The organism is Veronia pacifica (assembly GCF_001707825.1).
Lineage (GTDB): Bacteria > Pseudomonadota > Gammaproteobacteria > Enterobacterales > Vibrionaceae > Veronia > Veronia pacifica.
In genome coordinates this window covers 52,709-75,594 of the sequence record NZ_LYBM01000003.1, presented here as the reverse complement: position 1 = coordinate 75,594, position 22,886 = coordinate 52,709, and the positions used below count along the sequence as shown (strand labels likewise).

At 45.0% G+C, this 22,886-nt stretch carries 20 protein-coding genes and 1 pseudogene; 10 read left to right on the top strand and 11 right to left on the bottom strand.

The window, feature by feature from the left end; all coding sequences use genetic code 11:
- Positions 1–7: 7 nt before the first annotated feature.
- Entirely contained in the window at positions 8–295 is a 288-nt protein-coding gene (locus tag A8L45_RS03125) for a GNAT family N-acetyltransferase (RefSeq protein WP_068899123.1), read from the bottom strand.
- A gap of 284 nt (positions 296–579) precedes the next feature.
- On the opposite strand from A8L45_RS03125, the gene A8L45_RS03120 reads away from it, so the two are divergent.
- Both A8L45_RS03120 and A8L45_RS03115 read left to right on the top strand, forming a co-directional pair.
- On the top strand, positions 580–1,050 hold the full coding sequence (locus A8L45_RS03120) for a GNAT family N-acetyltransferase (protein ID WP_068899121.1): 471 nt from the start codon (positions 580–582) through the stop codon (positions 1,048–1,050).
- A 207-nt stretch (positions 1,051–1,257) separates the two neighbouring features.
- The gene (locus tag A8L45_RS03115) at positions 1,258–2,172 is read left to right on the top strand and encodes a 1-aminocyclopropane-1-carboxylate deaminase/D-cysteine desulfhydrase (protein WP_068899342.1); all 915 of its coding nucleotides are present in this window, start codon (positions 1,258–1,260) and stop codon (positions 2,170–2,172) included.
- Positions 2,173–2,192: 20 nt separating this feature from the next.
- Here the strand turns inward: A8L45_RS03115 and A8L45_RS03110 are convergent, their stop codons facing one another.
- Entirely contained in the window at positions 2,193–2,597 is a 405-nt protein-coding gene (locus A8L45_RS03110) for a hypothetical protein (protein WP_083228175.1), read from the bottom strand.
- A 679-nt stretch (positions 2,598–3,276) separates the two neighbouring features.
- Between A8L45_RS03110 and A8L45_RS03100 the strand changes: the two genes are divergently transcribed.
- The 6 genes and pseudogenes from A8L45_RS03100 to A8L45_RS03075 all read left to right on the top strand — a co-directional run bounded on the left by A8L45_RS03100 (position 3,277) and on the right by A8L45_RS03075 (position 9,838).
- A complete protein-coding gene (locus tag A8L45_RS03100; protein WP_068899116.1) occupies positions 3,277–3,783 on the top strand; it encodes a hypothetical protein in 507 nt (168 codons plus the stop codon).
- Between the two features lie 56 nt (positions 3,784–3,839).
- Complete coding sequence (locus A8L45_RS03095; protein WP_175401889.1) at positions 3,840–5,216, top strand: sensor domain-containing diguanylate cyclase; 1,377 nt, start codon at positions 3,840–3,842, stop codon at positions 5,214–5,216.
- An 11-nt stretch (positions 5,217–5,227) separates the two neighbouring features.
- Positions 5,228–5,515 (top strand): glutaredoxin family protein, encoded by a 288-nt coding sequence (locus tag A8L45_RS03090; RefSeq protein ID WP_245680634.1) that lies wholly within the window; start codon positions 5,228–5,230, stop codon positions 5,513–5,515.
- Positions 5,516–5,898: 383 nt separating this feature from the next.
- Positions 5,899–7,119: an ammonium transporter gene (locus tag A8L45_RS03085; RefSeq protein ID WP_068899110.1), complete on the top strand. Its 1,221-nt coding sequence runs from the start codon at positions 5,899–5,901 to the stop codon at positions 7,117–7,119.
- Between the two features lie 465 nt (positions 7,120–7,584).
- Positions 7,585–9,006, top strand: a pseudogene (locus A8L45_RS03080) (chitinase); the annotation flags it as partial.
- A gap of 142 nt (positions 9,007–9,148) precedes the next feature.
- On the top strand, positions 9,149–9,838 hold the full coding sequence (locus A8L45_RS03075; protein ID WP_175401895.1) for an SDR family oxidoreductase: 690 nt from the start codon (positions 9,149–9,151) through the stop codon (positions 9,836–9,838).
- A gap of 22 nt (positions 9,839–9,860) precedes the next feature.
- On the opposite strand, the gene A8L45_RS03070 is transcribed toward A8L45_RS03075, so the two are convergent.
- A complete protein-coding gene (locus A8L45_RS03070; protein ID WP_068899108.1) occupies positions 9,861–10,325 on the bottom strand; it encodes an Mpo1 family 2-hydroxy fatty acid dioxygenase in 465 nt (154 codons plus the stop codon).
- Positions 10,326–10,697: 372 nt separating this feature from the next.
- Between A8L45_RS03070 and A8L45_RS03065 the strand changes: the two genes are divergently transcribed.
- The gene (locus tag A8L45_RS03065) at positions 10,698–11,063 is read left to right on the top strand and encodes a DUF4377 domain-containing protein (protein ID WP_083228172.1); all 366 of its coding nucleotides are present in this window, start codon (positions 10,698–10,700) and stop codon (positions 11,061–11,063) included.
- A gap of 76 nt (positions 11,064–11,139) precedes the next feature.
- Here the strand turns inward: A8L45_RS03065 and A8L45_RS03060 are convergent, their stop codons facing one another.
- The 8 genes from A8L45_RS03060 to A8L45_RS03025 all read right to left on the bottom strand — a co-directional run bounded on the left by A8L45_RS03060 (position 11,140) and on the right by A8L45_RS03025 (position 21,551).
- Complete coding sequence (locus A8L45_RS03060) at positions 11,140–12,810, bottom strand: BatD family protein (protein WP_068899107.1); 1,671 nt, start codon at positions 12,808–12,810, stop codon at positions 11,140–11,142.
- A 10-nt stretch (positions 12,811–12,820) separates the two neighbouring features.
- Entirely contained in the window at positions 12,821–14,731 is a 1,911-nt protein-coding gene (locus A8L45_RS03055; protein ID WP_068899106.1) for a vWA domain-containing protein, read from the bottom strand.
- Positions 14,724–15,686, bottom strand: a complete 963-nt coding sequence (locus tag A8L45_RS03050) for a vWA domain-containing protein (RefSeq protein ID WP_068899104.1) — start codon at positions 15,684–15,686, stop codon at positions 14,724–14,726. The genes A8L45_RS03055 and A8L45_RS03050 overlap by 8 nt, the downstream gene beginning before the upstream one ends.
- A complete protein-coding gene (locus tag A8L45_RS03045; protein ID WP_068899102.1) occupies positions 15,679–16,212 on the bottom strand; it encodes a DUF4381 domain-containing protein in 534 nt (177 codons plus the stop codon). Before A8L45_RS03045 ends, A8L45_RS03050 begins: the two co-directional genes overlap by 8 nt.
- Positions 16,209–17,162: a DUF58 domain-containing protein gene (locus A8L45_RS03040; RefSeq protein ID WP_068899099.1), complete on the bottom strand. Its 954-nt coding sequence runs from the start codon at positions 17,160–17,162 to the stop codon at positions 16,209–16,211. Before A8L45_RS03040 ends, A8L45_RS03045 begins: the two co-directional genes overlap by 4 nt.
- The gene (locus tag A8L45_RS03035; protein WP_068899097.1) at positions 17,159–18,115 is read right to left on the bottom strand and encodes an AAA family ATPase; all 957 of its coding nucleotides are present in this window, start codon (positions 18,113–18,115) and stop codon (positions 17,159–17,161) included. Before A8L45_RS03035 ends, A8L45_RS03040 begins: the two co-directional genes overlap by 4 nt.
- Positions 18,116–18,776: 661 nt before the next feature.
- Positions 18,777–20,138: an 8-oxoguanine deaminase gene (locus tag A8L45_RS03030; RefSeq protein ID WP_068899094.1), complete on the bottom strand. Its 1,362-nt coding sequence runs from the start codon at positions 20,136–20,138 to the stop codon at positions 18,777–18,779.
- A 303-nt stretch (positions 20,139–20,441) separates the two neighbouring features.
- Positions 20,442–21,551: a DSD1 family PLP-dependent enzyme gene (locus tag A8L45_RS03025; protein ID WP_068899092.1), complete on the bottom strand. Its 1,110-nt coding sequence runs from the start codon at positions 21,549–21,551 to the stop codon at positions 20,442–20,444.
- A 285-nt stretch (positions 21,552–21,836) separates the two neighbouring features.
- Between A8L45_RS03025 and A8L45_RS03020 the strand changes: the two genes are divergently transcribed.
- Positions 21,837–22,760: a hypothetical protein gene (locus tag A8L45_RS03020; protein WP_068899089.1), complete on the top strand. Its 924-nt coding sequence runs from the start codon at positions 21,837–21,839 to the stop codon at positions 22,758–22,760.
- Positions 22,761–22,886 lie beyond the last annotated feature (126 nt).

Below are 22,886 nucleotides of genomic sequence, written 5' to 3'. Positions count from 1 at the left end.
TACCACATTAGTCTTTTGCAACACGGTAGCCAATATCTGCACACCCCTTTTCTTTGTCGATCTCGCTGATATTGACTCTTGCAATAATGTTATTGCTGGAATTTTTCACTATCAAGGGGAGGTACTTTCCTTCTCTATGCTGTTTTAGAAGTGATGAAATATGTTTTTCAGTGGCTGATAATTGATGAAAGCTCTCTGGCCTTGGTCCTACCTCCTGCTCAAACCATACTTTGTTTTGATACTCAAATGCCAGCAGGGCGTTTTTATCACTTGGTTTAAGAATCGTTATTTTCATATGTTTTTCTATCTGGTCAGCGGTGATGTTGGAGTTTCTGTCCCTGAATTAAGCCATAGATTCGGAATTAGCTTTTTACGTTATTTATTTTTTTAGAGTGATTTCAGGTACTGGAAAATGCGTCGTGTACAGAGCAAGACGTCTACCAGATTTCAAAAACAGGTGTCCATTCTAATTTTTAGCGATAAAAAGTTTATCTATGTCCAATAAAAATGACATTTAATAAAATAAGTAGTGAAAAGTAGGTAAAGTTTGACGCCACATTACTATTGGAGAATGTTGCATTGCTTACATTACGACCTATTAACATTGACGAGCATTTCGACGTTTGCCAATCATTCAGAAAAGATTCCTACTTTTGTAGTTTCGGCACGCTGGAAGGGTTTAAAGCGTCCGTTAAGGATTATGAACAGAAAATACGACAGCGACTTGCTGATCCCGCATGGTTTTACCGTCACGTATGGCAGAATGGCGAAATCATTGGCCAGTTAGAATTTAAAACCCATTCGTTTAAATCTGGCTATGGCTATGTCCATCTTATTTATCTGCAGCCTGAATATCGCGGTATTGGTTTAGCCAGTCAATTACAGGACTATATCTCTACACACCTTTTGGCTAGCTACTGCAAGGGGGCGGTGCTCTCTGTGAGCCGTGACAATCCCAGAGCTGTTGCGCACTATATTAAATCCGGTTGGTCATATTTGCAGCCTAATCCCAAACACCGTCAGACAGACTTCTGGTGTAAAGCGTTTTAACACTAGTGATAATGGCAATAACGATGCCTCGCCACTCTTTTCAAGGTTATCGTTAACGTTCACTCGGATGTATTCGAGAGACGATGTTTCCAGTAGAACGAAAGAGTGGAGCCATTATCGCAGAGGATATTAGCTCGCAGTGGATATCAGATTGACAGCTGCTTATAGGTATTTACACTAATGCCGACTCTCAATCTGAAAAGCCCTATGAAACTCAACGTTAGCCCAGTTACCTCGCACTCCTTCAACGGTATTGATTTTTACCTCAAACGAGATGATTTGCTTCACCCGTTATTCAGCGGCAATAAAGCAAGAAAATTCTCCAGTTTGCTTGACTTGCCTCCGCATACCTACACGACGTTAATTGGTTACGGTTCGGTACAGGCAAATTCTCTTTATTCCCTTGCGGCGTTGGCCAAGCTCAAAGGCTGGGCGTTTGAATATTATGTCGATCGTATCCCCTCTTGGCTTGCTAACGAGCCGAGGGGTAACTATGGCGGAGCGGTGGAGATGGGCGCGAAAATTATTGACCTATCCGGATGTGAGGATAGAAATGGACGTCATCCGCATGACTACATAAACAAAGTGAGAAAGCCGGAAAGTGATTGTTTGTTTATTCCCGAGGGGGGAAGGTGTCAGTTGGCAGAGCAGGGGATAAAAACGCTTGCTCTGGAAATCATGGATTGGAAATCACAACAGGTTCCCGGGCATCTCACTCTGGCACTTCCCTCTGGTACAGGTACCACTGCGCTTTACTTACAGAAGCACTTAGCGGCGGAGGAGGTGACTGTTATTACATGCAGTTGTGTCGGTGGACCCGAATACCTATTAGAGCAGTGGCATTCTCTTGAGCCGTCGTTAGAAAACTACCCTCGTATACTCCCGCACAGAAAACATCATTTCGGTAAACTCTACCTTGAGGATTATCAATACTGGAGTGCATTGCTTGAAGAGACAGGGGTAGAATTTGACCTTCTGTACGATCCTCTGATGTGGCTGACGTTGGCAGAGTGGAAACCTGAAGGTAAGACGACACTCATGTACCTCCATCAAGGAGGACTGTTAGGGAACCAAACGATGTTACCCCGTTATCAGCGTAAATATGCAGAGGACAAGACATAAGCCGGACTCATTTCAGCCCATTACTGGCAGTCCTCATAGGAGTATGTTTCTGTCACTAAACCTCCTGCGCCAGTAAACCATTGCCTGACACCCAGACCTGCGCGCACCGCATTGATATAGGTATTGCAGGCAAATGCTTTAGTCTGTGCATCGGCGTCAGATTTATTGATCTCCCACTGCCAGCGACTGCCTCTCAAACGGTTGACCAATGTCAGCAATCCCTTACTTTCGTCGTAGTGGAATTTTAACGTCTTACCACGAAACGATTGGTGCGGTTCGTTATTTAGAGTGACAAGCTGTTCACTCAGTTTCTCTGGAACCGTTGCCTGATAATCAGAAGCAGGCATACTCTCGGATAGCGTACTTTTACATCCTGCGGCCATCACGAGTACGGAACAGCAAAACAGCAGGGGGATAGTTTTCATTAGCATACTCTCCATGTATAGCCTGAAGTGTTTACAACGAGCGGCAGCACTCTCATCAAAGCAAAAGGCTAGGGGCATCAGTGAGCCACGGCAAGAAGCGTATTTGTAAATACTCGCTTATGTCACCTATTCTGTGAAACCTGCACATCCCCGGCTCGAAACAGCGATCTTCCTCTCTTTATCTGTTATTCCAGCGTCGTTAATTGTACACATACAGGTGAGTACTCCTTTTTTGACTGGGTAATTATTCAAATATCAAGCTTGGTAAAGCATCACGTCAGATGAAGAAATAATGAAACTGATATGTTTTTTTTTGAGCAGAATATCAATTGCTGCAGTTTTTGTGCCCTTCCCCTCCTTATCATAAAAGGTAAAACGTGTTGAAATCGAGTCAGTTTCTATTTTTCGAGACGTGAAATAAATATTGCTTTTCCTCTTTGAATTAGCTTGCAACTTTACCGTTCTGAGGAAGCAGATTGGAGTTTTTCCGCCGCAATAAAAATAGCGGGTACATAGATATTGATACCAGCATATAGCCAGACTGCTATCACTAGCGATTAACACATCAGGACTGGTTATGACCTACAAAGGTTTAGGCAGAGATTACTGCAGAGAGCAATGAGTGTTCACTGTGCCCGCTTATGGAGCGCAAGTATCAGTGTGATGGAGGGAGTCATTCATGAGAATACCCATTTTCTTATGCGCTTCGTGGATCAGTTTTTCTGGTTTTTGCTCGTCTAATGCATCGTTTCCCGATGACATTGAAAACATGGTGCGAGTAAAACAAAGCATCATACCGGGACGAGATGTTGTCTTACCTGAATCAACACCGACCTTTCTCCAGGAAACGGTCAAAATGTACAACTGGATTAACAACGGTCAGGGCACAACGATTAATATTTTTGTGCCGGAAAATAAAGTATCTGCATACAAGACCCATGGGCCCTACGAAGATGGCGTAACCGCTGTTGCGATCTATGAGGATCAAGACATTATTTTTGTTACCGAGCATCTTGCTGGTGAGCCGCTCTATGGCACTTACGACCGTCTCGGCAACGATATCAGCCATACTCATCCCTCTTTCAACGTCAGCACTTGCAATGCCTGTCACAATGGTTACCGAGACATATGTCGCGGCGGGACCTGTGCAACGCCAATCATCGATGTTTTTAAGCCGAAGAAGTAATGATGAGCTCGATACGGACAAAAATATTCGTTTCGCATTTAATTCTGATTTCGTTCTTGATCGTCGGAATTACCTACTACAACTATAAAAATGCTATCAACTCGTTGGTAGTGAGTTCAATGCATACCAAAGAAAGTAGTATTGTATACCTCACCTCTTACATCAGTGATGCCGTGATGGGAAGCAACTATGCCCGATTGCTTTTACCCAGCTTCAAATCAGATTTATCACAACAAAATGGCTTGAAATATATTCTGGTGAGCGGCAAATCGAGCTTCACTCATCAGCCTATATCCGTTGCGTATCTGAAATCAGAAGATCTTCTCTGGCGTGTCGATTATCCCGATGATTTTCTTGAGAACCTCAATCGTAGACAAGCAAAGTTGGAACAGAAAAAAGCTGAGCCTGGTGCGGATATGGTCAAGATTAATTATCTTATCGAGCGTTTTGAGGATGCCAGACTGCAATATCAAGACAGCCTTTTTTTCAATCAGCAATATCTGCAGAATCTCGAACACTTTAGACAAAAAGGTGAAAATCATGTCGATTTGGATCGAGGTCTGCTCTATATCCGCTTCTTATTAAAAAATGGGTATGCCGGACAAGCCGAGTTACTCTTCGATATCAGTGATATCGCAAAACTCAAAATACTGTTTATTGAGGACAGTGTGCGCGAGTTCTTGGTCACTGTCGTGTTGTCTATTCCCGTACTGATGTTTCTCTCATTCAGTATTTCGGTTCCCCTTAAAGAATTGGCAAAGCACATGCGATCTAGCGTAGAGGAACTTGATCAACAGGCGACGCCGGGTATCAGAAGAAAAGATGAAATTGGAGATTTAGCACGTCAGTTTACCAAGCTGGTGGATAGTGTCGTGCTCAAGAATAAAGAGCTGGACGACTTGTCGCGACGTGACCCACTGACTGGTTTACTCAATAGACGATCTCTGACAAAGCAGTTACAGACTCTCAATGAGGACTTTCCTGATAAGATTTTATTTGGATTTTATATCGATATTGATCACTTTAAGGCTTATAACGATACATATGGACATATCTACGGTGATAACACTCTTGTGTTGGTAGCAGGTGAAATAGATAGCTTTGCCCGTGAACATAGTGGGTTTGCGTTCAGGCTTGGTGGTGAGGAGTTTATGCTACTACTGGCAAGTAAAGATCAGGACATTGCATTTAATCAGGCACAAGGGCTTTGTCAACGAATAGAAAACATGGCGATTGAACACGCAAAAGGGACATCTGCAAAATGTGTTACCGTATCGATTGGCATTGCAGGTTGCTGCGATCAGATTATCAATGAGGATACTACGCAGGGAATCATTGTTCGTGCTGACGAGGCGTTATACAGTGCCAAAGAGCTGGGTCGAAACTTGGTTCAGATTTATTCCGGCGACAACCATTGTCAGTTATCTCGTTGACCGGATAAAACGTGACAAAACACAGGACGTATATTTTGACGATAGATAGTAAAAACCTACAACTCTTTCATTTTAATTATTGCCCGTACTGCATCAAAGTCAGAGCCGCCCTCAAACTGATGGGCATAGATATTGAGCTGAAAAATATTCATGAAAGTGAAGCGTACCTAAAAGAACTGCTGCAGGGTGGGGGCAAAAAGCAAGTGCCTTGTTTACGCATTGAACAGGATGGGCATATCGAGTGGTTGTATGAGTCAGACGATATTATTCATTATTTGAAAAAGCATCTGGCTGGCTAAATCGGAAAGACAAGCGGGGTAAATATGACGGTTGTAGAAAGGTCACTCTTTGCTCCGGCTAAAACACTCTACTCAGAATCTTGCTATACCGAGCCCCGTACTGGGGCATAATTCCGCCTTGAAGTACCTTCGCACCTTTCAATGCATCAAAAAAGTGCCATCGTGAACCACTTTGCTGCAAACATCATCGCGGCTTTTACTGAGCTTGATTATAAAGAGCTAAATTAATTAACAATATCAACGTACTAGTATTTGTTTGTGCGATAGAAAGATCTTGGTACTTCATTTGCTTCCTGCTTTTCCCTAAACCGAAAATCACCAATTTGGTGAAGATAAAACAAACGCACAGGATTTGTGCATGTTAGTGAGGGAGAACAAAAACAATGACGGTAACAGCTAGTGACGCACACAGCGCAGTTCAGACGTTGACACAGAGTTCGGACACGCTTTTCCTGCTATTGGGGGCCATTATGGTTTTCCTGATGCACGCAGGGTTTGCATTTCTGGAAGTCGGGACGGTCAGAAACAAAAACCAGGTTAATGCACTGGTGAAGATTCTTGCTGATTTTGGTGTATCTGCCGTTGCCTATTTCTTCATTGGCTATTGGGTTGCTTATGATGTCACTTTTTTTGCTGACGCCAACACATTGTCGCAGGGAAATGGATACGAGCTGGTTAAGTTCTTCTTCCTGGTAACATTTGCGGCCGCAATACCAGCGATCGTCTCAGGAGGTATTGCTGAGCGAGCTCGTTTTTATCCTATTATGCTCGCGACGTTTTTAACTGTTGCACTTATTTATCCTTTGTTCGAGGGCATGATTTGGAACGGAAACTTTGGCTTACAGGCATGGTTTGAAGCTAAATATGGCGCAGGATTTCATGATTTCGCGGGTTCGGTTGTTGTCCACGGTGTAGGCGGTTGGATTGCCCTCATAGCCGTCCTGTTTCTCGGTATGCGAAATGGTCGGGTGAAAGCGGGTAAACACACTAACTTCGCACCCTCTAACATACCATTTCTGGCCTTGGGTGCGTGGATCCTCTCTGTCGGCTGGTTCGGTTTCAATGTAATGTCTGCTCAGGCTGTGAATGGCATCAGTGGTTTGGTTGCAATGAATTCACTAATGGCAATGGTCGGTGGGATTCTTGCTGCTCTGGTAGCAGGTAAAAATGACCCGGGCTTTATTCACAACGGTCCTTTAGCTGGTCTGGTGGCTGTCTGTGCCGGATCAGATTTGATGCATCCTTTGGGCGCTCTTTTCACTGGACTGGTTGCCGGTGCAATGTTTGTTTTCGTCTTTACGTATCTGCAAAACAAAACGCAGATTGACGATGTATTGGGTGTTTGGCCTCTGCACGGTCTTTGTGGCGCATGGGGTGGGATTGCAGCCGGTATCTTTGGCTCCGAAGCCCTATGGGGGTTGGGCGGCGTCAGTTTAACCGTTCAAGTAATGGGTACGTTGTTGGGTATTGTTGTTGCTGTTGCCGGTGCTTTTATTGTGTATGGTGCTCTGAGACTAACAATAGGTCTTCGTTTGAGTGAAGAAGAAGAATATCGTGGTGCTGACCTTACTGTTCACCGAATCTCTTCTACCAGTAACGATTAATCGTCTCTAATGTCTCTCCTGTCAATGACAGGAGAGATATCTCTCTCTTCACAGATCCCCCGATACATATCCCAAGCTCAACGCTACCAATGATCAAAAATAGGTTTCACTTTTGAGGTGACTCGCATCGATAGAAGGTATCTGAAACCATTTTGAAATATTGATAATTCTATTTTTAAACCTCTAAAGCGCCACGAATACATCATTTTATGGCGTTTAGGCCCGAAGATAATCGGTATAAGCAGGCTTTTAATCTAAATATCAGATCACTTAGCGAGACGACTCAGCACATCTTGTTATTGAGACAGCATTCCGTTTACTTATATATTCCCCTTCGATCTGAGGTTGAGGTACTTGGTCATCTGTTCACTCATTGAACAGCTGCTGAACTTCACACCCAGCAAATGATTAAAGAGCGTAAACAAAGCTCTGTACCCTACACCATCCTTTATTAAGGTAAATGAAATGAAAAAAGGATTACTGGCACTGCTCATCGGTGTGTCCTGTTCAGCGCATAGCGCCATTACTATGTCTCCCCAGCCCGATCCCGAAAATCCCGGAGCCTATTTGGTCGAGAAGGCAGAAATTGATGCGGCGGAAGCGACACTGACAGCCGACCCCATGTATAAAGTCTGGGCAAAGGCGCTTGAAACTCGATCTAATCAAGTTGTTGAAGCGATCGAAACACAACTGGCATCTAACCCTGAAAACGTAAAACGCGTTGAGAGGGTTTTCCCTGAATCAGAATGGACTTTTCTGACCCAAATGGCCGCGCCAGAGTATACTTACACCCGTTTCCTGCGAGCCATAGGGAAGTTTCCCGCATTTTGCGGCGACTATGCTGACAATCGAGACGCTGATGCAATTTGTAAACGATCAATTGTTACAGCGTTTGCCCATTTCTCTCAGGAGACGGGCGGACATATCGCCATAGATAACTACTCAGACAATCCTCTGGGACTTGAAGAATGGCAGCAGGCACTGGTTCACGTTCGTGAGATGGGCTGGTCCGAAGGTCAGGAAGGCTACACAACAGGTTGTGGTCAGGACGACTGGCAGAATAGACGTTGGCCGTGTGCAGCGGGTGAGGGATACTTTGGCCGGGGTGCAAAGCAACTGTCCTATCATTTCAACTACGGTGCATTCTCTGAAGCCATGTTTAATGGTGATGCTACTGTATTGTTAGACAATCCGGGGCTGGTGGCAGACTCATGGCTGAATCTGGCGTCTGCCATCTGGTTCTTCCTGACACCACAGGCACCGAAACCAGCGATGCTTCATGTGATTGACGGAACATGGTCTCCATCTGTGCGAGAGCAAGAGGCGGGCATTGGTTATGGGTTCGGTACCACTATTAATATCATTAACGGCGGTATCGAATGCGGCGAGCAGAACAAGACCAAAGGTCAACCTGTTAACCGGATCCGCTATTGGGAAGGTTTGTCTGAACATTATCAAATTCCTTTGGCAGACAACGAGAAAAATACCTGCTGGCAACAAACCCCGTATGGCAGCTTGAACCTTAATGGTGCAGAAGATGTGCTTTACACAAACTGGGATGGCAACTGGAAATATTATTCAGACAGACCTGGTGGCTACTCGTTTGAGTGTGAGTTAGTAGGTTATCAGACTGCTTATTCAGCACTTACTCCGGGCGACTATGAAAAATGTGTGACTAACTTTTATGGGTCGCATGCAGGTTGGCCTGAAGTGACTGTTGTTGCGAAGCTTGATAAGCCAGATCAAGGTGATGGAAACAGCGCCGGTGGAAATGGCTGGAGTGCTGGCAAGGTTTACAATACCGGAGACGAAGTGACCATTGATGGCGTCACTTATCAAGCTCGGTACTGGACTCAAGGCGATGACCCAACCACCAGTGGTGACTGGGGACCATGGAAACGCTTGTAATTACGTTCAAAACGCCCCATTTCGGGGCGTTTTTTGCATAAGCCTTTACCGTTAAGTGAATAGGCGTCAATATTTCTTCGCGTTCAGTCCCAATTGATCATAAGGCATGTAAAAGGAGAGCATAGTGACCACAGTATTTATTACCGGTGCAAACCGCGGTATTGGTCTGACGCTGGTAAGAGAGTGTCTCAACAAAGGCTATCAGGTGCTTGCAACATATCGCTCAAAAGAGAGTACTCAGGCGCTTATCACTCTAGACCAGCAGATGAGCAAACTATCTCTGTTTCAGCTTGATGTCACGGATTACCAAGCTGCTCGTGAGTTAGCTGACGTGTTACCTCCGATTGATATTCTGATAAATAACGCAGGATATTTTGGCCCGAAAGGGGTAGGTTTTGGTGATACTGATCCGGTGGAATGGCGACGTGTTCTGGAGGTAAATACTATTGCTCCGCAGATGCTCGTAGAGGCTCTTTACCCGAAGCTTCTGGCGGGACATGATCGCAAAATTGTCTGTCTTTCGTCTAAGGTTGGCAGCATGACCGAAAATACATCAGGTGGTGGCTACCTTTACCGTTCCTCTAAAGCCGCATTAAATTCAGTTGTGAAGAGTTTGAGTAATGACTTAGCGCCAGAGGGTTTCACCGTATTGGCATTACACCCCGGCTGGGTCAAAACTGAGATGGGCGGGCCTAATGCGCTGATCACCGCAGAGGAGAGCGTTGATGGTCTTTTATCTGTGATACTTGAGAGCAATACAGATAAAAGTGGGCGTTTCATTGATTTTCGGGGAGACGAGCTACCTTGGTGAGGCAGCTTATCCACATACCCTATCAGCGTTCCAATATCGCCTTTTGGGCCCAATTGATAACCCAGGCGGGCCCGATCAAAAGAAACTGTAAGTCTTTAAAGAAAGATGGCTTTTTGCCCTCAATTTTGTGACCGATAAACTGGAAAATCCACATAACAACAAACACAGCAACACTCATTGAAAAAACCGAACTAATCTCAGTTTTTTCATAGAGATGTATTAGCCCGTAACAGAGTAAAGTAAAAAGAGACATTCCAATCCCTAGTCCAATGGAGAGACTAAAGTAGAAAATCATCACAATCGGCATGATGATCACCATCCAGTTGTTCCACCATACCTCAGGCAAAAAAGGTAGGGTAGGGGCAACATAAAGCAATCCCATCACAGTAAAGTAAATGGCAGGAACTGCGAAAAAGTGAATAAATTTATTCAGCTTATTCTGGTGGCTCTCTGAATACTCCTCCAACCATGAGTCGAGTGTTCTCATTTTTATTTCTCCATTCGATTGTCGTCATTCAGTGTAAGAGATACATAAAATATCGGGTGTCGTCAGGATGAGAATTTATATTAGTGGAGCCTGAAGTTTGAAGCGTAAAAATGAGTCGACGTAACTCAAGTAATTAAATTGGCCAAGTTTGAAGCAAGTTAACAGTCTCTTACATTTGTATTTTAGATGTGCATTAGCTCAATGAAATATTAAGGCCTCGTAAATTCAATATACTACGCGCAATAAACCGTGATCTTTGAGATAAATAACCGCAAAAAAGCCTGTGGCCGTGCTGATTAAATTATGTGCAAATTACTATCTTTAGCGTAAGATGCGCGCACTTTATTTATCTCCTTTTGGTGGAGGTTGAAGATGTTAAAAAAAGGTCTGGTCTGTTTGCTGCTGATGGTAGCCACTGTTGCGTGTGCTCCCACTGATATATCGCAACTTAAAGTGCCGCTGCTGGGGAGCCGGATTTCAGATGATGCAGAGATGCTCGTTGTAGATATTGCGCCAAAAATGGAAAACTGTACGGGTTTAATTCCAATGAAATGCCTCGTTGTAGACGGCGATCTTTTTTACGACAGGATCCAGGGTTTTCGATTTCAAGAGGGTTACTACTACAAGGTGAAAATGGCCGTTGAACCCGCCTATCCTCAAGGTGTGGTCCCTGCTGACGCATCCCCTTACAAATACACGCTTGTCGAGGTGTTGAGCAAATCCCCTCATCGCAAATAAATAACTCGATATCAGAAGGTAGGGAGGCACAAACACGCCTCCCTGATCTTACAAACTGCTGCCAGCCTTATTGATACTACTTAGAGACCGTTGGCACCAGTGTCGCTAGGCTCTCAGCGCTCTTACTAGACACTTTCATTTTCGATGCCCGAGCAAGCATGGACATCAGCGCTTTATTACTCCAATCGTTTGTACGCTCGCCGGCCGACTTATTCTTGCTGTATAGACTCATATTCATAGCGTCAATTTCAGCTTTTATCTCCGCCATCATGGGGTGCTCATTGTAGGCACTTTGCCAGTGACGATAAGCTCGCTGAATCTGGATAGGATCGCCCAGTTGAACTGTTCGGGTTAGCTCTGTCAACAGATCAGATTCGTATGAGGCCTGTGACGTTGTCGATGGTTGACGCTTTACCAGCTCACGCCAAGCTACAATAAGAGTAACAAGCCAGAGAAATGCAAACAGTGCTGTCAGGTATGGCCAGAACCCTGCGTCGGTCACTGTGATTGTTTTCTCCGTTATTGGAGGAGCGATTTCATTTGTTTTGGCCCCCAATGAGTCGGGTAAGACGGGGGTGTTCTGAGTTTCCCCCGGTTGTATAGTGAGATTAATGGGGGCAATGTTACTTTCTCTCGACGCTTCATTGACTGTGTCCCACCATTTTACTGTTAGGCCTGGCAGGGTGACGTTTCCTTCTCTACGAGGGATTATCACTTGTTTGAGTGTCATGACCGTGTACCCATCTTGGTCACTGTAAACGGGCTTTTCGTCGTAAACCCTGACTGTGTCTGGATACTTGAGCTTAATATTAGGGAAACGACTTTGATTAATATTTTTAATACGCAGAGTGATAAAGCGAGTCAGTGGTTCACCAGCTTTGATTTTATCTGTCTCAGGCTGCCAACGCTGGCTTATCTTTAGATCTGGCGTGGGAAGCCAGACACCAGTGAAATCAGCAGGAACAGGTTTGACGGAGAGCAAAATATCACTCGTTTTGCGTTCAACAGGCAAGCTGACGGATGAACCGAAGCGTCGTCCCTGTTTGATAACATTGCCACTAAGCGTAGACCCTTTCAGAAGAATATCACCGTCCTTCTGTGGCGTGAGTTCGTAGGTGCGGCTAATTATGACATATCGTTTACCATTGCGAACGACATCTTTTCTCTGATCTTCCCCTACCTGAACAACATCGACACCATCTGCTGTAGGGGGTGATAGATTGGCCTGCTGCATGTTTTCACCAATAAAAATAGCCAATTGGTATCGCGTGCTTTCACCGACAAACAGACTGTCTTTCTCAAGCTGGTCTTGAAGGTCAACATCCAATCGTTTTGATGATGAACTTGTCCCTTTTTCGACCTTCACTTCAATCGGGTTTGTTTTGACCTTGCCGAGGTCGAGTGAGGGAATAGTCCATGTGCCGACTTCCTTGGCAGCCAGAGCAACTTTCCAAACAACGTTTTGGGAAAAGTCGCCATTTATCCATTGAGATTGGCTGCTTACATTGGGTGAGCCGACTTGAAAGTGCTGCCTAAGGGCTGATAAATCCAACGAGTCAGTATCGACGTCTCCGTCAACACTGATTGTCAATTCAAAGACCTGATTGACAGAAACAGGATTGTCACTGACAGTCGCCAGTGCCTCAAGAGCGTTAGCGTTATTTATGACAAGCAACATACAGCCAATACTGAGTAGGAATTGCTTGATGTGTTGTTTAACGTTCACGTTGACATTATATCCTTGCATGTAAACAGATTTACCATGAGTTTTCTGTAGTTTTCGGAGCACGTTTCTGTCGTGCCTGAAGAATGATTTGTGCCTTAATGAGACCAGCTGGATCACTGGGAACCTGTTCCAGTTTCTTTAACGTCGGGTTGCTAGCTTGAAGCGCAGACTGTTGGTCTCCAGCCTGCTCGCCGTTTATCTGCGTACTTTCGTCACCTTCTTTTTGGGCGTTGTCCTGCTCAGTGGATTTCCCATTCGCTTCTGGTTTGTCAGCAGTTTCATTTTGCTTTTCAGATATTCCGCCGTCAGACTTTTTCTGTTCGTCCGACTTATCTGAACTTGAATCTGTATTTTGCTCTTTTTGTTGTGGCGACGGGTTATCATTCTGTTCAGAAGACGATGATGACTGTGATTGACCATCGTTATTGTCCTGACCCGACTGTTTTTTCTTTTGCTGCTGAGTCTGTTGGCTATCCCCTTTTTGTTGTTCAGTCTGATCAGTTTTCTGACCGTCCTGCTTCTGTTGGGATTTGTCCTGTTGATTATCCTTTCCTTGCTGTTGCTGTTGCTGTTGCTGTTGCTGTTGCTGTTGCTGTTGCTGTTGCTGTTGCTGTTGCTGTTTTTTTACCTGTTGGACTTTTTCTAAATTTTTCTTTGCAGCAGAAAAATCTGGTTCGTCTTTAAGGAGGTTTTGGTAGGTTTCAATGGCGTCATCTAACTGCCCGTGCTGTGCATAAGCATTGCCGAGATTATAACGAGACACTGGATCACTTAGGCCCGATAACGCATCTATCGCTTGCTCGTAATTGCCTGCACGATAATTGGCAATACCTTGCCAGCGTTTGTCCTGAAATGTTTCCGCCGCTTTTGCATACTCACCATTTTCAAATGCCTGATGACCGATTTGATCATCGGTCTGCCAAGCGTCGGCGTGACTGTATCCTACAGGCATGAACGTTAGCATTGCTGCCAGTACGACACCGCGTCGGAATCCCAATAAACCCAATGTAAGTAAAGGGAGCACTAACCAGAATCCACCGTTGAGGCGTTCCTCAATATTTTGGTCTGCAGATTTTTGGGCTGACTCAGTCGGCTTCGCTGTCAGATTAATGATTGTCTCGACATCTTTTCCATCGGCACGAAACAACTGAAGTGCGCCACCACTTTTCTTCACCGCTGTTATTAGATTGTCCAATTGAAGTTTGGCGATAACCGTCTGACCGTTGTTGGTCAATAGGTTTCCATCAGGTAACTGAATAGGCGCGCCCTGAGCGGTCCCGACAGCAAGCACAGAAAGTCGATATTCACTTGACGATAATAGGTCTGCAACATCGTCAGCCTCTGTTTTACTCATCCCGTCAGTAAGCATCACAATATCGCCACTTTTGTGCCCGGCTTGTTTGAGGAGTTGCATTGCCTGAGACACACCTGCTGCGGCATTGCTGCCTGTCATCGGCATCAGTTCCGGAGAAAGCGACGGAATTTGGTTAGCAAGCGTCGCGCTATCTTCAGTTAAGGGGCTGATCACGTAACCGTCTCCGGCATAAGCGACCAAACCTGTCGCTCCCTCTTTCCAGCCGGGCAGCATATCCAAGGCTTTGAATCTGGCCTGAGTGAGTCGGTTTGGAGCAATATCTGTCGCATACATAGAGCGAGACATATCCATCACTAACACTCTCGCTCCCGATAGTTGGTAGACAGGGAGCGTGCTTTTTTGCCAACTCGGGCCGGCAAGAGTGCATACAGCAATAAACCATCCAACGCCCAGAAATATTATGGGGAGGACGCTATTTTTTCCTTTGTTATTGAAGCCCATATGCTGAGCAATATGAGCCGCAATAAGTTGAGATTTTCGCTTACTCTTGTGCAGAAACGGCAGAAGCAAGAGTAATGGCAGTAAGGCCCAGAACCAGCTCGGGTAGAGGAAAGTAAAGTCAGCCATAACGCCTCCTCAGTAAAACAATTAAAACAGACAACAACAAAGATGCGGACAGAGGATAACGAAACATTTCATCTCTCGGCCTCCACGTTTGTTCTGCGTTGCTGACGGGTTCGAGTTGGTTAATGGTCTGATATATTTTTTCCAGTTCTTCAGGATTTCGGGCACGGAAATATTGCCCGCCTGTCAGGTCAGCAATTTTTCGCAGAGCATCTTCATCAAGATCGCGTGAAGGATTGATTCTGCGAGTACCGAAAAGACTGCGCTGGAGTATCTCATCGGCTCCCACACCGACAGTATAAATAGTAACCTTGCTGTCTCGGGCAAGCTCAGCGGCTTCTATCGGATCAAGTACGCCGGATGTGTTCGCACCGTCACTCAAAAGGACAATGACACGTTGTGGCGCATCACTATCAATAAAGGTTTTGGTAGCAATTCCAAGACCTTCTCCAATAGACGTGCTCTCACCAATCATTCCGGCAACGGTTCGTTCAAGTTGCTGCTGCACAGTATAGCGGTCGAACGTCAGTGGGGTTTGTAGATAGGCATGGCGTCCAAATACGACCAATCCCAACCTGTCTCCCTCGCGTTTTTTAATAAAGTCACTGACCACAGATTTTACTGCGCTCAGTCTGTCTGTTGAACCAGTCGGGCCTTTCATATCTTCGGTTTCCATAGACAGTGAAAGGTCGATAGCCAGCATGAGATCCCGGTGTTCGGGGTTAATGTCTACCGGATCGCCATACCAAACGGGACGCGCGGCCGCGATAACCAGCAGCAGCCAAAATAGCGTCATGAGTACTTTGCGCCAGATGTTACCCGGTTGTTTTGCGCCCAGTCCGTCTGGGAGGCTTGGTAATGTAAGCGGAGCCTCTCGGACGACAGGAGAGACTAATTTGTAGACTACCAATGGGAGAGGAAGTAGCAGAAATAGCCAAGGCCAGGCAAACTCAAACATGATTACCATCCCTTACCGAGGCGTGTTTCAGGGCGAGTTTTCTCAGTGTCTTGCTCTTGGGGGGCAAAGCCTGAGTCAACCAATTGCGTGCCAATGTATTGGCATGACCAAGCTCATCAGGGGACGATGCCTGACCACTGAAAAGCCCTTTCTGCCAACTAGGCGCTGCATCTGAGAATGAAGGCGTTTTGTTGCCCTGTGTTTCGTCGAGAAATGACAGCCACTCAGCACCTGACAGACCAGCAACAAGATCACGAGGGAAATAACTCAATGCCGCCTGACGAAGCAGCGTGTTGATAGCTGCGATTTCAGCGTTGTTTCCAATTTCAGCCAATCTCTTTAGCGCCTCACGTTTTGCTTGACCGTGCTTTTTATGTTTGAGATACCAGAATATGGTCAGTGAAATAACGATGACGGAGACAGCGAAAAGAAGCCACCATCCCCATGCAAGAGGCCACCATCCTGGCGTATCTACTAACTGAATATCTTCTAAAGGGATGGGCGTTGAGGGAAGACTTGCTGTCATACTTGGCCTCCGTTTTGCGAGTTTGCTGAGACCAGTTGTTGTAGCAGTGGTATAGCTGCTGAAATATGATGCAGTGGAATGGCGAGTGAACGTGCCATATCTCTGATAAATTCCTGATGTTGCATGTGATGATGACTGAGCTTTTCTCTCGTTTTAGCGGAGGAAAAATCGATCCAGGCCGATTGACGCGAATCTCTGACATGTTCTGTACCGCGGTAATCCGTCACTCCCTGTTCTAAAGGGTCACTGATTTGAACAAACTGGATACGGTTATGTTGGCGCAATTGACTGAGACGTTGTTTGTCTTGCTCTCGCATTGAGTGAAAATCGCTGATCACTGCGATGTCACTCCCTTTTGGACACAGGTAATGTAAATGGCTCAAGGCATCAGAGAAGGTTTTCTCGGCCTGTGTGGTCTTATTGCGGTTGTGTATTTCTCGGTGAGAGGTCAGCAGTGTGTTGATAACATTCAGTGGGCCTTGCTGGCGCGACGTAGGTCTGGTGTCACGGAGTGAATGGCCATTATGAATCACGGCACCGATGCGATCTTTCTCACTGACTGCTATCCAACTCAATAAGCTGGCGAAATGTGCGGCCTGTACAGACTTAAGTAACAGTTTTGAGCCGAACTGCATCGATTGACTGATATCAATCAACAGCATTACGGGTTGCTCTCGCTCTTCACTGAATAGCTTGGTGTGTGGTTTTCCTGTTCGAGCCGTTACACGCCAGTCTATAGCCCGGATATCATCGCCGGCTTGATACAGTCGAACCTCGGCGAAGTTCATACCACGGCCTTTAGCGTTACTTCTGTGCTGACCGTTGAGTTGAGACCAAATACTGGTCGCGGGTGGGAGCCAACGTATGGCCTGATTTTTATATTGCAGAAGTTCCGGCAATGTCAGGTTTACCCCATCGCTGTGACGGGGTAGTTGGTGTTGCTCTTTCATACAGCCGCTACCTGATTCAGCAGCTCTGTGATGATGTCATCAGGATTAAGTCCCTCAGCCTGCGCCTCATAACTCAGAAGCAGACGATGGCGTAAAACTGGGTAAGCCATTTTCTGCACGTCTTCTGGCGTGACGAAGTCTCTTCCTTCCAGCCATGCATGCGCTCTTGCACACCGGTCTAGAGCCAATGTTGCACGGGGGCTCACACCCATTTGTAGACAGTTGGCCAGTTTATCGCTGTATCTTGCTGGTTCTCGGGTCGCCATAGACAATCGAATAATATATCGTTCCACATCTTCAGCCATATATATGGTGAGCACCGCTTTCCGGCCAGCAAATACCTCATCCTGACTGACAGCAACGGGGTCAGATTTTTCTTCTCCGAGTGCCTCTCCGCGATTGAGGCGAAGTATTGCCAGCTCGCTCTCCTCACCGGGGAAGCTGACATTTAACTGCATCAGGAAACGGTCTAGCTGTGCCTCGGGGAGCGGATAAGTACCTTCTTGTTCGATCGGATTCTGCGTCGCCATTACTAAGAACAAATCGGGTAGGGTGTGGGTTTTACCACCTGCTGTGACCTGTTTTTCAGCCATGGCTTCCAACATCGCTGCCTGTACTTTTGCTGGAGCCCGATTAATTTCGTCGGCAAGGATGAGCGCATTGAATATAGGCCCACGCTGGAAGTCGAAATCACCCGTTTCTGGGCGGAAAATATCAGTACCTGTAAGGTCTGCTGGTAAAAGATCAGGGGTGAATTGAATACGATGAAAGTCACCTTCTATGCAATCAGACAGCACTTTTACCGCCCTCGTTTTTGCGAGTCCCGGAGGCCCCTCAACCAGAATGTGTCCATCAGCGAGAAGTGCGATGAGAAGTTCTTTTACCAGTTCAGGTTGACCAATAACCTGACTTTCGAGGTATCCATTAAGGCGTTGAAAAAGATTCACTAACATAAGCCGACGTGTTTTATCCTGTTTTATTTGTGTGACTGTCTGTCCATACGAGCGAATATGTTGACTGACAAAAGCTATTTGATCCACCGGGAGAATTCGTTATCAATATGCACTCTCATAACGCCATGTTGTCGTCGCTGCTCACGTTACATGGGGATCTTTTGGGTGACAAAATCGACAACTGCAGTCCATTCCTAAACATTGAAATTTGTGGAAAGAGACAAGCCAACCCGATTATGTCTTGTTAAGAGTTCATTAAAGCCTAAAAGTTCGGGTTTTTATGGTGATAATGTAATATTTTTTACAAAAGGGAAGCCTATTAGGTCAAGCCTGCAAGGCTTTTAACACGCAATTTGTAGAGGCTTTAGTCTATTTGAACGAAATATGGCTGAATTTGCTGTTAAAACTGCATTTTAGTTGCTTAACCTTTGAGCAGTTCAGAGCTGAGTGTGTTGTGATATCCCCATAGCCTTATGTTGGGTTAGACGGTGAGCTATAAAAATGAAAAACGACCGATTAAAAACGCATCTTTAACGAAGCGATAAATGCCCCGTAGAAAAGAGATGAAGCCCCATCCAATTCGGACGGGGATATCAGCAATATCAATAGTTGGTAACGAAAATAGTCATTAAAACAACGACAAGAGGCAGTAGTGTTCAGGTTAATGAGACGTCATTTTACTCGCCAGCCGTTTGGCTGCCTGCTTGTGATTATGGATAAGCTCGCTGATTTCCAGACCGATAACCTCTCCATTATCTACCCGCCACTGACCATGCACCATGACTTTATCTGCTCGGAATGCACCACATAAGACAAGAGCGGCAAGGGGATCGTGACTGCCAGAGAAACGGATGTCATCGAGCTTGAACATTGCAATATCTGCCATTTTTCCATTTTCGATGGTTCCTATATCGTCACGGCCAAGGCATTGTGCTGAACCGATTGTTGCCCAGCGAAAGGCGTCGAAGTGGCTGACACGTGAAGAGCCATATCGTAAACGTTGAATATACGCTGCCATCCTTAGCTCGTTAATCATATTGGAGCCATCATTTGAAGCAGAGCCGTCGACACCCAGCCCAACTTTTGCTCCAGCGGCCTCAAGTTCCAGATTTTTGCATATGCCCGATGCCAGCATCATATTCGAACTGGGACAATGACAAACCCCTACTTTCGCCGCGCCGAGTCGTTTAATTTCTTCTTCGTTGAAATGAATACCGTGCGCCAGCCAAGTGTTACCGTGCAGCCAGTCGACAGATTCAAGATAATCAACAGGACGAAGATTAAATCTGTCGAGACAAAACGCCTCTTCATCTTGCGTTTCGCAAAGGTGAGTATGCAGCATAACGTTATGTGCTTTGGCTATCGCTGCCGTTTCTTTCATTAATTCGGTAGTAACGGAAAATGGGGAACAAGGAGCCAAGGCAATCTGCGTCATCGCACCTTCTTCTGTCTGATGGTATCTTTTGATGAGACGGAGACTGTCTTCGATGATTTGTTCTTCTGCTTGTATCGTATGACGGGGTGGGAGTCCTCCTTGATCTTCTCCAAGACTCATAGAGCCTCTGGTGAGCACTGTTCTTATTCCGGTTTTTTGACTGGTTTCCACCTGTATATCAATAGCATGCTCAAGTCCACGAGGGATAAGGTAGTGATGATCGGAAGCAGTCGTGCAACCGGATAGCAGCAGTTCAATGCAGGCGAGTTGGGTCGAATATCGTATCATGTCTTCATCGAGCCCCGCCCATACTGGATAAAGGGCTTTTAACCAGTGGAACAGTTCCTTATTCAGTGCATCTGGATAGGCACGGGTCAGGGTTTGATAAAAGTGGTGGTGTGCATTGACAAGTCCGGGTAAAACAACATGTTCGGACGCATCTACGATAGTATCGACCGTGCACAAGGGTTGGGAGTTTTTGCCGACTAACTGAACGATTCTTGAATTTTCGATAACGATCCCATTGGTGGCATCGCTATCGTTTCCTGTCCATATTGCCATTGGATTTTTTATCCAGGTACACGTCATCATTCTCTCCTTGAGGGTGTTAAAATCTATCCCAAGCGTAATTAATGGCGAATACCTAAAAGAGCAACAGCGCAACGTTTACATCTGGCACATCAACGTCGGCCTTAAGTTGATTCTCAATCAGCAATGTATACGAATAAGCATCTCACTATGCCAGCAATTGCAGTATGTTACTGATAAGATGCTTTTTCCATTCCATCTAATTGTATACAGTCTGTTCGGTTAGCAAGTTTCAATTGTGGGACTGATAAACTTTTCATTTCACCAGTTCACTACCGACTCATTTCGAGAAGGAAAGAAGTGTTAATCGCTTCTGCCTCTCCCTTCTATCTGCCACGTTGTCACTACTTCACCGTTTCTTACTCCGACAAGCTGATTGAAGTTGTGTAGTGTGGTGTCACAATGGCTGGGGTGCATAATCAGTTTCTGACCAAGTTTTAGTTCTGGACAATGAGTCGATGGCAAGTGAAGGATCCCGTGCTCATCACCACCACTCTGATACATAATGTCTGGGTGGGATTCGACTTCAGCCACGCCCATATCAATTGATAAACACTTTGTTCCGGCGTCGACCACTGCGCGGTTTGGTTTGGGGTGGCTAATGACACTTGTTAATACTTTGAGGGCGATACCGAACTGTTGATTGATGTCATTTTGATGCTCGTCGCCAATTTTTTGGTATGCATTGTCCATGAAAATATAGGAACCAGCTTGGATCTCGGTATAGCTTAACCCTTGATAAGCCTCAAAAGTTCCGGTTCCGCCACCACTAATAATGCTTGGTCTGAGGTCATCCTCAGTTAACTCATTTTCTATAAATTCAAAAACATCTTTTACAGCAGCGCGAGCAACCTTGTTTCTTTGTTCGTAACCTTTTGTATGTTGTAGATGTCCACTGTATGCCTGAATACCCTCATAGCTGACACCCGCCGTTGAATTAATCAGTTTGATAAGCGCGATCAAACCTTCATCAGCATCGAGGCCACATCGTTGCTGACCACTCTCAACTTCAATGATGAGTGGTATCGTCACCCCGGCGTTTTTAGCCATATTGCCAATAGCAAGAACATGTTCTTTGCTGTCTATCACTTGAATCAAAGTGATTTTGGGGTGACGCAATTTGAGATCAATAAGTTTCTGATATTTGGTCTCACCAGCTATCGGCGTGGTAATTAAAATATCCTTTATTCTTCCCGCTGCCATGACTTCTGCTTCACCTAATTTGGCAACGCAGATGCCCGATGCACCGCGGTCAATTTGCATTTGAGCAAGAGCAGGAATTTTATGCGCCTTCGTATGCGGTCTCAATTTCACACCTAGCTTATTGATCCGTTGTTGCATGGCTTCAAGGTTTGATTCCAAAACATCGAGATCGACAAAAAGTGCTGGTGTATCCAATTGTTCTAACTTCATTTTTGTTCCTGCTGTAATTTGGAGGAGTGCGGTGTAGTTATATCTCTAAATAACGGTTTCCTTCAAGTGAGTGGCCATCGCCTTCAATATTTTCCTTCGGATTTTTCTGTTTAAAATTATGCTGAAAAACAGAGTGTTAAATGAAAGTGCAAAATTTTGATGTCTTAAAACTTGAGCATTGTCCAATTTATTCTACATTAAAAGTCTCAATAAAACTTTTTACTCAAAACAAATTCCAGGTTGTTTCGCGGTAAGGAATGGTTAGACGTCAGAAGGGTTAACGCTATGTCAAACTTGATGGTTGCATATCCAGAAATGGAATCGCTGCACAGAACCGTCGATGCACTGGTTATTGGAGCTGGTTTATCTGGGCTTTACAGTGCATGGCGATTATTAAAAAGTAATCCGGAGTTATCGGTTGCGGTCGTAGCAGTCAATCGCGACGAAGAGCTAACTGATGTTGATGTGTTCCAGAATTCTGAAACTGTTGATTTAAATGTCGATAGGATCATAAGGCAATTTGGTCGGCTGACAACAGGGCAGCCATGCCTATCAGCCAAAATAGAAAAATCGAACGTGTACGAAAAGAGCAGACAGTGGGCAAATATTCATCCCGGTTGCAAGATATGGTCTGAGAGCTTCTATCTTAGACCTCAAGAGAGATCTTTGACTCCGCAGGCGATGATTAGTCAACTGTTTAGTCAAATTATTCAGAAAAATCCGGGTTTTGGCGCTTACTCTATGACCTCAGGTGATGATTTCTGGCAGAAATTTAATGAAAAATGTGAGTGGAAAGGGCGAGCGATTGAAGGCTGGAGTTTGTGGGAGTTACTGAGCGATATTGGATATAGCGATGAATCAATAACGCTCTTGTGTCATGCATCGGGGTTTAACAGTGCATTTATCGCTTCTGTCAGCGCAGGTGTTGCTTATCAACTACTTCAGGAGTTTCCAAGCGAATATCCAATTGCAACCTTAGTTGATGGCCTATCAACCTTGTCTCGGACTTTGATTCAGGAGATTGGCCGTGAAAAAATAATTGAAAGTACTGTATTTCACTCGTTAGAACGAAATATTGAATATGGTCAATATCCATTGACCTTGTGTTTTTCTGACAGTAACAAATTAAAAGAAAAGAAAAAAATCTATACAAAGAGTGTAATTATTGGAATAAAAAATAAGGAACTTGACCTTTTTCTAAAGTGTTAACTTTATTTTTCATATGAGATTATAAGAATAATTTATAGTATTAATATATTATGTATGCATTTAAATGCATTATTGTTTTATGTTTAACTTTATTATTTATTATATTATTCTGATATTGATAACGGA

Bases quoted from the DNA above. Each gene is read 5' to 3' on its own strand.
- A8L45_RS03055 (WP_068899106.1), bottom strand. From the start codon at position 14,731: ATGGCTGACTTTACTTTCCTCTACCCGAGCTGGTTCTGGGCCTTACTG.
- A8L45_RS03030 (WP_068899094.1), bottom strand. From the start codon at position 20,138: ATGACGTGTACCTGGATAAAAAATCCAATGGCAATATGGACAGGAAAC.
- A8L45_RS03070 (WP_068899108.1), bottom strand. From the start codon at position 10,325: ATGAGAACACTCGACTCATGGTTGGAGGAGTATTCAGAGAGCCACCAG.
- A8L45_RS03045 (WP_068899102.1), bottom strand. From the start codon at position 16,212: ATGACAGCAAGTCTTCCCTCAACGCCCATCCCTTTAGAAGATATTCAG.
- A8L45_RS03020 (WP_068899089.1), top strand. From the start codon at position 21,837: ATGTCAAACTTGATGGTTGCATATCCAGAAATGGAATCGCTGCACAGA.
- A8L45_RS03125 (WP_068899123.1), bottom strand. From the start codon at position 295: ATGAAAATAACGATTCTTAAACCAAGTGATAAAAACGCCCTGCTGGCA.
- A8L45_RS03065 (WP_083228172.1), top strand. From the start codon at position 10,698: ATGTTAAAAAAAGGTCTGGTCTGTTTGCTGCTGATGGTAGCCACTGTT.
- A8L45_RS03115 (WP_068899342.1), top strand. From the start codon at position 1,258: ATGAAACTCAACGTTAGCCCAGTTACCTCGCACTCCTTCAACGGTATT.
- A8L45_RS03035 (WP_068899097.1), bottom strand. From the start codon at position 18,115: ATGTTAGTGAATCTTTTTCAACGCCTTAATGGATACCTCGAAAGTCAG.
- A8L45_RS03100 (WP_068899116.1), top strand. From the start codon at position 3,277: ATGAGAATACCCATTTTCTTATGCGCTTCGTGGATCAGTTTTTCTGGT.
- A8L45_RS03085 (WP_068899110.1), top strand. From the start codon at position 5,899: ATGACGGTAACAGCTAGTGACGCACACAGCGCAGTTCAGACGTTGACA.
- A8L45_RS03040 (WP_068899099.1), bottom strand. From the start codon at position 17,162: ATGAAAGAGCAACACCAACTACCCCGTCACAGCGATGGGGTAAACCTG.
- A8L45_RS03025 (WP_068899092.1), bottom strand. From the start codon at position 21,551: ATGAAGTTAGAACAATTGGATACACCAGCACTTTTTGTCGATCTCGAT.
- A8L45_RS03060 (WP_068899107.1), bottom strand. From the start codon at position 12,810: ATGCAAGGATATAATGTCAACGTGAACGTTAAACAACACATCAAGCAA.
- A8L45_RS03110 (WP_083228175.1), bottom strand. From the start codon at position 2,597: ATGAAAACTATCCCCCTGCTGTTTTGCTGTTCCGTACTCGTGATGGCC.
- A8L45_RS03050 (WP_068899104.1), bottom strand. From the start codon at position 15,686: ATGTTTGAGTTTGCCTGGCCTTGGCTATTTCTGCTACTTCCTCTCCCA.